The sequence below is a fragment of the Vibrio sp. 10N.261.46.A3 genome (genome assembly GCF_041472995.1).
In the GTDB taxonomy this organism is placed as follows: domain Bacteria; phylum Pseudomonadota; class Gammaproteobacteria; order Enterobacterales; family Vibrionaceae; genus Vibrio; species Vibrio coralliirubri.
In genome coordinates, this window is the sequence record NZ_JBFRRH010000155.1 from 1 (window position 1) to 11,482 (window position 11,482).

9 protein-coding genes and 1 tRNA gene are annotated in these 11,482 nt (G+C 44.2%); 5 read left to right on the forward strand and 5 right to left on the reverse strand.

Annotation, left to right across the window (positions count from 1 at the left end):
* Positions 1-84: 84 nt before the first annotated feature.
* The 4 genes from AB4484_RS25370 to pepA form a co-directional block, all read right to left on the reverse strand.
* Positions 85-489, reverse strand: coding sequence for a DUF2061 domain-containing protein (locus AB4484_RS25370; RefSeq protein ID WP_017063741.1), 405 nt, complete (start codon positions 487-489; stop codon positions 85-87).
* Positions 490-717: 228 nt separating this feature from the next.
* A complete protein-coding gene (locus AB4484_RS25375; protein ID WP_372080909.1) occupies positions 718-3,591 on the reverse strand; it encodes a valine--tRNA ligase in 2,874 nt (957 codons plus the stop codon).
* A 102-nt stretch (positions 3,592-3,693) separates the two neighbouring features.
* On the reverse strand, positions 3,694-4,143 hold the full coding sequence (locus tag AB4484_RS25380) for a DNA polymerase III subunit chi (RefSeq protein WP_017071288.1): 450 nt from the start codon (positions 4,141-4,143) through the stop codon (positions 3,694-3,696).
* A gap of 99 nt (positions 4,144-4,242) precedes the next feature.
* Positions 4,243-5,763 (reverse strand): leucyl aminopeptidase, encoded by a 1,521-nt coding sequence (gene pepA, locus AB4484_RS25385; RefSeq protein WP_017058936.1) that lies wholly within the window; start codon positions 5,761-5,763, stop codon positions 4,243-4,245.
* 192 nt (positions 5,764-5,955) lie between these two features.
* On the opposite strand from pepA, the gene lptF reads away from it, so the two are divergent.
* Entirely contained in the window at positions 5,956-7,056 is a 1,101-nt protein-coding gene (lptF, locus tag AB4484_RS25390; RefSeq protein WP_017058937.1) for an LPS export ABC transporter permease LptF, read from the forward strand.
* Positions 7,057-7,059: 3 nt separating this feature from the next.
* Positions 7,060-8,130, forward strand: coding sequence for an LPS export ABC transporter permease LptG (gene lptG / locus AB4484_RS25395; protein ID WP_102394275.1), 1,071 nt, complete (start codon positions 7,060-7,062; stop codon positions 8,128-8,130).
* A gap of 64 nt (positions 8,131-8,194) precedes the next feature.
* Here the strand turns inward: lptG and AB4484_RS25400 are convergent, their stop codons facing one another.
* A complete protein-coding gene (locus tag AB4484_RS25400) occupies positions 8,195-8,671 on the reverse strand; it encodes an RDD family protein (protein ID WP_048618668.1) in 477 nt (158 codons plus the stop codon).
* A 194-nt stretch (positions 8,672-8,865) separates the two neighbouring features.
* Between AB4484_RS25400 and AB4484_RS25405 the strand changes: the two genes are divergently transcribed.
* The 3 genes from AB4484_RS25405 (at position 8,866) to AB4484_RS25415 (ending at position 11,165) form a co-directional block, all read left to right on the forward strand.
* A tRNA-Leu gene (locus AB4484_RS25405) sits at positions 8,866-8,950 on the forward strand.
* 470 nt (positions 8,951-9,420) lie between these two features.
* Complete coding sequence (locus tag AB4484_RS25410) at positions 9,421-9,828, forward strand: VOC family protein (protein WP_048605864.1); 408 nt, start codon at positions 9,421-9,423, stop codon at positions 9,826-9,828.
* Positions 9,829-9,911: 83 nt separating this feature from the next.
* Positions 9,912-11,165, forward strand: a complete 1,254-nt coding sequence (locus AB4484_RS25415; protein WP_372080910.1) for an HD-GYP domain-containing protein — start codon at positions 9,912-9,914, stop codon at positions 11,163-11,165.
* Positions 11,166-11,482 lie beyond the last annotated feature (317 nt).

The following is an 11,482-nucleotide window of genomic DNA, read 5'->3' on the forward strand; positions in this document are numbered from 1 at the left end:
TAATTGCGGTGCGCAACTTTGTCAATGGTAAGCTGAATTCTGTTCTTCGATGTAGGTTACTTCAATCACTCACTGAGCTTTAGATTAAGCGTGTTGGTGTAAGCAAAACGGAGCTTGTGCTGTTTGGCTTTCAGCTTTTCGTAACCAGACTTTCTCGTGGAAGTAGTAAGCAACTGTATTTAAAGTTGGCTCTAGCAAAGCCATCACGCCGCCGATGAAAGCATCTCCAGTCAACAAGTAGACAACGGTAAAGGCAACACTAAAGTGGATGGTAGCAAAGCTTGCTGTTTTTAATTTGGTCATCCACTGACGAGCTTTAAGCGCTGGAACTTGAGCCCACGCCTTTTCATGAAAATAGAAGGCAACAGTATTCACAGAAGGCTCAATCATAGCGATTAAGCTACCAATTAAGATGTCGCCTGTTAGTACATAAGCGACACTAAATGCGATAGTAAAATGTAATGCAGCAAAGGTTAGTGTCTTTTTCATGATAATTACTCAATCGTTGTGTTGTTTCGATAGGTCTATTATTGAGAATTATTATCATTAAGTATAATGGGAAGTAGAGATTAATTTGATAGATGAAACCTATCAATCAGTGCGGCTAGAGTGAGAAGCATTGGAATATTGGAATCAGAGGCATAAAAAAAGGCTGGTCACCAAGACCAACCTTTCTATTTAGAGCGAGAAGTTCGAAGCCTTCTCGTTCACTCGGTTTTAAAGCGCAGCGATTGTCGCTTTTTGCTCTTCAAGCTTCACAAGAGTCTCTTGGTAGCCTTCAAGCTTTTCACGCTCTTTCGCGATAACGGCTTCTGGTGCTTTAGCAACGAAACCTTCGTTACCTAGCTTACCTTCGATACGCTTAATCTCGCCGTGAGTCTTAGCGACTTCTTTATCTAGACGAGCAAGCTCAGCATCTTTGTCGATAAGACCCGCCATTGGGATCATCAACTCAGATTTGCCAACCAGTTTAGTTGCACAAGCAGGAGTCTCTTCACCATCAGCTAGAACTTTAATATCGTCCAGTTTCGCTAGAGAAGTAAGAACGATCTTGTTTGCTTCGATACGAGCTGCATCTTTCTCATCAGCAACCTTGATCATTACTTCTAAGCCTTGGCTTGGTGCAATGTCGTATTCCGCACGTAGGTTACGGATAGCGGTGATGAAAGTCTTAACCCATTCGATGTCGTCAACGATCTCAGCATTGAAGTTAGCTTCATTAAACTGAGGAAGCGCTTGAGTCATGATTGTCTCGCCTTCAACGCCATCTACTAGCGGCTTAACGCTCTGCCAGATAGATTCCGTGATGTAAGGAAGAACAGGGTGAGCAAGACGCAGAGTCTTCTCAAGAACCGTGATAAGCGTGTAACGAGTTGCTTGTTGTTGAGCTTCAGTACCCTTCCAAAGAACAGGTTTAGTTAGCTCTAAGTACCAGTCACAGAATTGGTTCCAGATGAATTCGTAAAGCGTGTTTGCTGCCATGTCTAGACGGTAGTTGTCTAGGTGAGCGTTAAACTCTTTCGCTGCAACTTCAAACTGAGATTCAATCCACTTGTCTGCTAGAGAGAATTCCATGTTTGCACGGTCTTCTACAGACAGTGACATGCCACAGTCGTGCTCTTCTGTGTTCATCAGTACGTAACGGCTTGCGTTCCATAGCTTGTTACAGAAGTTACGGTAACCTTCAAGACGCTTCATGTCCCAGTTGATGTCACGGCCAGTTGAAGCCATAGCAGCAAGAGTGAAACGCAGCGCATCAGTACCGTAAGGTTCGATACCGTTTTCGAAAGTCTTACGCGTCGCTTTTTCGATCTTAGCAGCCAGTTTAGGTTGCATCATGTTGCCACAACGCTTTTCTACTAGCTCTTCAAGGCCGATGCCGTCAATCATGTCGATTGGGTCAAGTACGTTACCTTTCGACTTAGACATCTTATCGCCGTTTTCATCACGGATAAGACCCGTCATGTAAACGGTTTTGAAAGGTACTTGAGCCTTGCCATCTTCGTCTTTCACGAAGTGCATGGTCATCATGATCATACGAGCAACCCAGAAGAAGATAATATCAAAACCAGATACTAGTACTTCAGATGGGTGGAATGTTTTCAGTGCTTCAGTATCTTCAGGCCAGCCTTGTGTGCCGAACGTCCAAAGTGCAGAAGAGAACCAAGTATCCAGTACGTCGTCGTCTTGCTTAAGCACAACAACAGGCGCTAGGTTGTTCTTTTCACGAACTTCTTCTTCAGTGCGACCTACGTAAACTTTACCATCGTTGTCGTACCATGCTGGGATACGGTGGCCCCACCAAAGTTGACGAGAGATACACCAGTCTTGCACGTCACGCATCCACGCGAAGTACATGTTTTCGTACTGCTTAGGTACGAATTGGATTTGGCCATCTTCAACGGCTTTAACTGCAGGTTCTGCAAGAGGTGCTGTGCGCACGTACCATTGGTCAGTCAGCATTGGTTCGATAACCACGCCACCACGGTCGCCGTAAGGGACAGTTAGGTCGTGATCTTTGATCTCTTCAAGAAGACCAAGCTCATCGAATTCAGCAACGATAGCTTTACGTGCAGCAAAACGCTCCATGCCTTGGTACTTAGCGGGGATATCTGTTGAGTAAACATCGCTTTCTTCGCCATTCGTTGTGAAGACTTCAGCAGCATCACGGATATCAGCGTTGAACGTTAGGATGTTGATCATCGGTAGGTTGTTGCGTTTACCCACTTCGTAATCGTTAAAGTCATGAGCTGGAGTGATCTTCACACAACCCGTGCCTTTTTCCATGTCTGCGTGCTCATCGCCTACGATAGGGATAAGACGGTTTACAACAGGAAGTAGGATTTCTTTGCCGATAAGATCTTTGTAGCGAGGATCTTCTGGGTTAACAGCAACACCAGTATCGCCAAGCATGGTTTCAGGACGAGTAGTCGCAACAACGATGTAGTCTTTACCATCTGCGGTTTTAACACCGTTCGATAGCGGGTAGCGGAAGTGCCACATGAAACCTTTTTTGTCTTTGTTTTCAACTTCAAGATCCGAGATTGCAGTGTGCAGTTTAGGATCCCAGTTTACTAGACGCTTACCACGGTAGATTAGGTCTTCTTCGTATAGACGAACAAACACTTCTTGAGTCGCAGCCGATAGGCCGTCATCCATAGTGAATCGTTCACGATCCCAATCTACAGATGCACCAAGACGACGAAGTTGTTGAGTGATCGTGCCACCTGATTCGCCTTTCCATTCCCAGATCTTGTCGATGAAAGCTTCACGGCCGTAGTCGTGTTTTGTTTTACCTTCTTCAGCAGCAATCTTACGCTCAACAACCATTTGAGTTGCGATACCAGCGTGGTCAGTACCCACTTGCCAAAGCGTGTTTTTGCCTTTCATACGTTGAGCACGGATAAGCGTATCCATGATCGTATCTTGGAACGCGTGACCCATGTGTAGGCTGCCAGTGACGTTCGGTGGCGGGATCATGATGCTGTAAGCTTCTTTTGATGTGTCACCGTGTGGCTTAAAGTAGCCTTTCTCTTCCCAAGTCTTATACAGAGCTTGTTCGATTGATGTTGGGTTGTATGTCTTTTCCATAGTGCTCTTAAACGGATACTGTGAATGGTTAATCGTGGTCAAACTTCATAAGTGAAGCTTCTTGAATCTAAATCCAAAGATAGCTTTAACTATGAGGTTTGACTATGGATGTTGAATCTCGATAGTTTGTAGCTGATATCCAGCCTGACGGTAAATTTTATACCTTTCTCGAGCGAGTTGCTTAGCTTTTTCTTCGCAAGGGACGAAGTCTATCACCTGAGCAAAGGCGTTCGCAAAGGTTGTATGATTATCGGCCAGATTAATTACGAGCTGACGATTCCAATTATGTTTTACGCCTTGATAGCCAATTTCGATGTTGGTTGAATACTTCGGGCCTTCGCCAACCAAGTTGTGCGCAATAAACTCACTGGGCTCGACTTGCCAGAAAACTTCAGCAATACGCTCGGCATGCTCTTTGTCATTACAGTTGAGATAAAGTTTAGCGCCTTGTTTTGCAAAGTGCTGAGCAAGAAACAGCACATAGTGAGCAAAACCATCTTCGCTGGCTTGCGGGCTGTCTGAAGGCACAATGTAAAATGTAGCAGTCTGCATACTTAATACTCGAACTGAAAATCGTGGATATCAATGTTACTTGGTTAACAGGGTCTAACAAATAGCGCTTATTAAAAAAGGGCCCGTAGGCCCTTTTTATTATTTTGAAGATTGCTCTTCAGTCTCTTGGCCGCTGCGGTTCAATAAGAATTGGACTAGCATTGAGACAGGACGACCTGTCGAGCCTTTCGCTGCGCCTGACTTCCAAGCTGTACCAGCACTGTCGATGTGTGCCCAGTGGTACTTCTTAGTGAATTTAGACAGGAAGCAACCAGCAGTAATTGTGCCGCCAGGACGGCCACCGATGTTCGCCATATCAGCGAATGGGCTGTTTAGCTGCTCATGGTACTCGTCTGCCATAGGTAGACGCCATGCACGGTCACTTGCTTGCTCAGAAGCATTAACAAGTTCGTGAGAAAGTGGGTTGTGGTTCGATAGAACGCCACTGATGTGATGACCTAGAGCGATAACACATGCGCCAGTTAGGGTAGCAACATCGACAACACAATCTGGTTCAAAACGCTCAACGTAAGTTAGAGCATCACATAGAACCAAGCGACCTTCAGCATCAGTGTTTAGTACTTCAACCGTTTGGCCTGACATTGTCGTTAGGATATCACCTGGACGGTAAGCATTGCTGCCTGGCATGTTTTCACAACCTGCTAGGATACCAACCACGTTAATTGGCAGGTTCAGCTTAGCCAGTGCTTTCATTGTACCGAATACAGACGCCGCACCACACATGTCGTACTTCATCTCATCCATGCCTTCACCAGGCTTAAGCGAGATACCGCCTGAATCGAAAGTCAGACCTTTACCTACTAATACAATCGGCTTCGCATCTGGATCCGGAGCGCCTTTGTATTCCATGATAGACATCATAGATTCATTTTTAGAGCCACGGCCAACTGCTAGGTATGATGTCATACCCAGTTTTTCCATCTCTTCTTCGCCAATGATCTTAGTCTTCACTGTCTCGTAATCGTCGGCTAAACGACGAGCTTGAGAAGCAAGGTAAGCAGGGTTTGCGATGTTTGGTGGCATGTTGCCTAGATCTTTAGACGCTTTTACACCTGAAGCAATAGCAAGGCCGTGAGAGATTGCTTTCTCACCCAGGCTCAATTCGCGACGTGTTGGTACGTTGAATACCAATTTACGTAGTGGGCGACGAGTCTCTGGCTTGTTGCTCTTGAATTGGTCAAATGTGTAAAGACCATCTTTAGTCGCTTCTACCGCTTGGCGAACTTTCCAATAAGTGTCGCGACCTTTAACGTGAAGTTCTGTAAGGAAACATACTGCTTCCATAGAACCTGTTTCGTTTAGTGTGCTGATGGTTTTTTGGATAATTTCTTTGTATTGACGCTCGCCTAGCTCACGCTCTTTACCACAGCCTACCAGTAGAACACGTTCTGAAAGTACACCAGGTACTTGATGCAGTAGTAGCATCTGGCCAGGTTTACCCTCTAGATCACCGCGACGAAGCAGTGAACTAATGTAGCCATCGCTAATCTTATCTAATTGCTCGGCTACTGGAGAAAGGCGGCGCGGTTCGAATACACCGACAACGATACATGCGCTGCGCTGTTTCTCTGGGCTGCCACTTTTTACACTGAACTCCATGCGTACTCCTACATCCTGAAGACAAATCGAACTAAATGTTAGATAATGGGTTCTTACTTGTTGGATCCTATAATGGAACTAACCTTAAAGAAGAACGCTAACACTTAGCTAAAAATTTAAAAAAATAAAAGGTTCAACGGGAAATTATAGTGATTCAATCAAAAAAACAAGTTTTGTATAGGTAATTTGAGCGTGATTATTGTTAGATATTTGATCCGCGAGACAATCAAGAGCCAATTTGCGATCTTTTTTGTTCTCTTTCTCGTGTTTCTCAGCCAAAAATTCATCAGTGTTTTAGCGGACGCCTCTGATGGTGATATCCCTGCGAGTCTTATATTGTCGATTGTTGGCTTAAATATGCCAGCGATGGGCTTATTGATGCTTCCACTCAGTATCTATATTGGTATTTTGCTTACTTTTGGCCGCCTTTACGCTGAAAGTGAAATAGTGGTCATGAACGCCACCGGTATCGGTAATAAATTCCTGATCCAATCTGCGCTTTACCTCGCTTTAATTACGGCATCTGTTGCAGCCTTTAACTCATTTTGGTTATCTCCTTGGTCACAAGACAAAGTTGAACAAATGTATGAAGAAGTAGCCGCAGAGAACAGCGTTGATTTGCTACCAAAAGGTAAGTTTGAAGGTACGCCGGATGGTTCTTCTGTCGTGTTTATCGATGATATCGACGGTAATAAGTTAGAAAATGTGTTCGTTGCTCAAATGCGTCCGCGTGATTCTGTACTGCCAAGTGTGATGTTCTCGAAGTCGGGTGATGTAAAAGAGCTCAGTGATGGTCGCCAAGTGATCGTAATGTACGATGGCACTCGTCATGAAGGCATTCCGACTCGCCTTGACTACAGGGTGACGCACTTTGAAGAATACGAAGGCCTGATTGGTCAGCGTGAAGTTGAGAAGAAAGGTCGAGACTGGGAAGCGATTCCTACACTTGAACTGATTGGTAACTCGAACAATAGTGCGAAAGCAGAGTTGCAGTGGCGTATTTCTTTGGTACTTTGTATTCCATTGTTGACCATGCTTGTCGTGCCACTGTCTGCAGTTAACCCTCGACAAGGTCGGTTTGCGAAAATCGGCCCAGCAATACTGATTTATCTCACCTATTTCTTAGCAATCAGTGCAACCAAGTCTTCAATCGAAGAGGGGAGCATTCCTGCGGTAATCGGCATGTGGCCAATCAATGCGTTATTGTTATTTGTCGCGATTGGTGCAAACTTTATGGATAGCGTGCCAGTAAGGCGTTTGAAAGAAAAATTCAAGAATAAGAGGTTGGCTTAAGCCGTGTTTAAGATTCTCGATTTATATATAGGCAGAACCATCATCGCAACGACATCACTGGTATTGGTGACGTTTGTTGGTCTATCTGGGATCATCAAATATGTAGAACAGCTAAGAAAAGTTGGCCGTGGTACATACGATCTATTACAAGCGCTGTACTTTGTTTTACTGAGTATCCCTCGTGATATCGAAATGTTCTTTCCAATGGCAGCACTGCTTGGCGCATTGATTGGACTTGGTATGCTTGCTGCAAGCTCTGAGCTTGTCGTTATGCAGGCCGCTGGTTTCTCTAAGTTGGATATCGGCCTATCGGTACTTAAAACGGCTATTCCACTGATGATCGTTGTGACACTGCTTGGTCAGTGGGGTGCACCGCAAGCGCAGAAAATGGCTCGTGATTTAAGAACCATCTCGATTGCTGGTGGTAATATTATTTCGACGCAAAGTGGAGTTTGGGCTCGTGATGCCAATGACTTCATCTTCATTGTCAAAATCGATGACCAGAAGCTATATGGCATGAACATGTGGCGCTTTGATGAAAACAAGGCACTTAAGACAGCTATTTACTCTGACGAAGTTGATTACGTTGGAGACAACGTGTGGACGATGAAGGACGTAGAGATCACGTCTTTTGATAATGAGCTTCAAATTACCAAAGAAAGTTTACCGACTTACTCTTGGGAAACGTCATTAGCTCCGGATAAGCTCGCTATCGTAACGGTTAAGCCAGAAGAGCTATCGTTAAGTGGGTTGTATGATTATGTTTCTTACCTGAAGGCGTCAGAGCAAGACGCATCACGCTATGAATTGGCGCTGTGGAGAAAGATAACTCAGCCAATTTCGATCGCGGTTATGATGTTGATGGCACTGTCGTTTATCTTTGGTCCTTTGCGTAGCGTGACCATGGGTGCGAGGATTCTGTCAGGTGTTATTGCCGGCTTTACCTTCTATATATCCAGTGAGTTCTTTGGCCCGGTGAGTTTGGTTTATCAAATACCGCCCGCCTTTGGCGCAATAGCCCCGAGCGTGGTGTTCCTTGGAATTGCCATCATGCTCTTGAGGCGGAAACTGTAAATAGAAAAAAGGAAGGCATAACGCCTTCCTTTTTTGATCTTGATTGGAGCTAACTTAAATAACATTATCGTGCTTGTGGTAACACAACGACTTCAGTCTTTGCCCAGATATCGTGAAAGCCACGTTTTTCAGGATCGAATGGAACACATAGGTTTGCCAGTCCAAAACCTGAAGTACCTAAACGAATCAGCGCCTGAGTTGTTGTGATAGCCGAGCCATCTTTGTTTTGAACGCGCAGCTTCCAAGCTCTCATGCCGAGAGTCTGACCAGCTCTAGTCCAGAAGAACACGAAGAAATATACCCAAACGGCCACTAAGTAAAAGGTGTATGCAGGGCTCCAAATCGGATGGTTGGTTAAGAAGTCACTAACATCGGCATATCCGCTGTGGTTAAAAATGCCGAGAGCCATGAGTGCGTGCAGTAGAGCGACAATGACGCCAGCCGCCAACATTTCAATAGCGATTACGATCAGAGCGTCGTAGAACAAGGCACCAAATCGGCGCATGACTCCTGCTGGTGGCAGAGTGTTTGTTGATGTCATGTGTTATTACTTCTTTAAAAATTGAGGCGTCAGAATATAGTTTAAGGCTTAGCCTGAAAAGAGACATGACGCACAGCTTATGACTTAGTGGCGAAATTATCGGCAAACACACATGAATTCAAGTTTTTATACTTGCCACATCAGTTCGCATACGTATAATGCCAAACATCGAAAGGGCAATGCCCCAAGATAATGCCGGTATGGTGAAATTGGTATACACGACGGATTCAAAATCCGTTGCCTTCGGGCGTGGCGGTTCAAGTCCGCCTACCGGTACCAAACATAGAAAGGTCGCTTTTATAGCGACCTTTCGTCGTTTTAGGCGTTTATGAATTTGAAGTCCAGCGTGTCGGCTTGGATGCAAGCCCAGTCAAGTCGCCTACCGGTACCATATTTAGATAAAGCCCTGAACAGAAATGGTCGGGGCTTTGTTGTATCTAGGGTATAGGAAGCATTGCCTTCGCGGTGGCGGCAGGAATGCCTGTCCAATCATTCCGCCTAACTGGTACCAAACATAGAAAGGTCGCTTTTATAGCGACCTTTCGTCGTTTTGGACGTATGTGAATTTGAAATCCATCGTGTCGCTGCAGTTGCCCTTCAATCAGATAGATCTTGATGTTTCATTCCTAAATCCCATAATTTCACTTCGCTATTCGATCTGATAATGAATTAATTATCTTAAATCATGATGTTACCTATCATTCTCTCTTCAATTGTCTATGTTTAAAGGACTAACAGAGGAGAGAGATATGCTGACAGTAACCCCTTACTTATTTTTTGATGGTCGTTGTAGTGAAGCTTTGGATTTTTATCACAAGTGCTTTGGTGGTGTGGTTTTATCTAAGCAGCTTTTTAGTGATGCACCACAGGTAATAGAGGGAGCTCAACCCGATTGGGTTATGCATGCTGAGTTCGAAGCGTTTGGTATGAAGCTGATGATGTCTGATGGTGTTAAGGCAAAAGAACTCGAAGGCAACAATCTTGCTCTCTCTCTTGTAACTGAAGATACCGCGACTCAAGAGCAGATCTTTGAAAAGCTTAAGAAGGGAGGGCGGATAATGACTCCACTCGCAGATACGTTTTGGGGAGCTCGATTTGGCAAAGTAGAAGACAAGTTTGGTATACGTTGGATGGTGCACTGTGATTCTTTAAGTTGAGCCTGTGAAATTGGATAGTGAAATTGCTGCTTGGTTTTATTAGAATTATAGATAGAGATTATTGATCAATATTATATATAAAAATGGGCAGCATAAAGATAACCGTAGATCGCATTCAGCCCGGTCTGCATATACGACTCCCCCTAAAATGGAATGAACACCCATTTTTATTCAACAGCTTTAAAATCAAAGATGACGCTCAAGTAAAAGTAATTCGACATCTTGGGATTAAGCACGTCTATATAAACCTGAGTCAAAGTGATACCTCACCTTTACCTGTTAATCATGTAGGTGAACAAGAAGTCGATATTGATTCACAGGTAAGCCTTGAAACGGAAAGAATGTGGAAAGATAAGCATGAGCGTATCGAAACCCTTAGCTCTTACCGCCGTAAGGTGAGTCATTGCGAAAGAGAGTTTGAACGCTCGCTTGCTCGTATGCGCTCTGTGATGACCAAGATCCGTAACAGACCTTTAGATGCGGTGGGGGAGGTTAAGGCTCTTGTTGATGATATCGTTGAGACCCTAGTGAGCGATGATAACGTCACCTTGCATCTTATGAATGCTAAAGCGGATTTCGAAGACCTTTACTTTCATACACTGAACGTTTCGGTTGTTGCATTGATGATAGGTAAAGCTAAAGGCTATGATACACAGCAATTGAAAGCTCTCTCTTTCGCGGCAATGTTCCATGATATAGGCAAGATCAAAATACCAGCTGCGATATTAAGAAAGCAGAGTGCACTAACGGTGCCCGAAGAGAACTACCTGAAGCTTCATACTAAATACGGTGCAGATATTGTATCGGCAATTGATGACTTTCCTGAAAGTGCTAAAAAGGTGATCGCTCAACATCATGAGATGAATGATGGTTCTGGTTATCCCGAGGGCTTAAAAGAACATGAGATTGATGAGTTTGCCAAGATAGTCGCTGTGGCTAATGCATTTGATAACCTTTGCCATGGTAAAACACAATCTCAGCAAATGATCCCGTATTTGGCACTGTCTCACCTATATAAGAGCTGCAAGCATCTATATAGCCAAGATAACTTGGGGCTATTAGTTAAGTTCATGGGAGTCTACCCACCAGGAACTGTAGTGCAGCTCTCAAATGATTCGATTGGGATTGTGATATCCGTTAACGCTAAACATATGCTTTATCCAAATGTACTTATCTATGATCCTAGCGTACCAAGAACCCAAGCCCCGATCATTGACCTCTTTATTAAAGAGATCAAAATCGTAAATGCCGTTCATCCAAGCAAATTACCTGAACAAGTTCGCGAGTATCTAAACCCTAGGGCTCGTTTATCTTACTTTTTTGATAGTGGAGAGTAGTTATCCACAGGTTGTTGTGGGTAATTTGTTCGAAACTTGGGGTGAAAGTGGTATAAATAAGCCCTTGGTTGAAATGTCTTCGCTTAACCTCTTTTTTCAATAAAAAACGCATTTATTGCTTGCCAATATGAGCGGCATCTCTATAATGCCGCCTCACTGACACGGCAGACGCCACAAGGCTTCAGCGAGAAATGTTAGTAAGGCAACTAGCTTTAAGCGATGATTCGCTTCTACTTTTAGAAAGTAGGAATTAATTCCAAATAAGTGTTTGACACTGAGAATTAAATCGCTAGAATGGCCGCCTCTTCCGAAGTGAT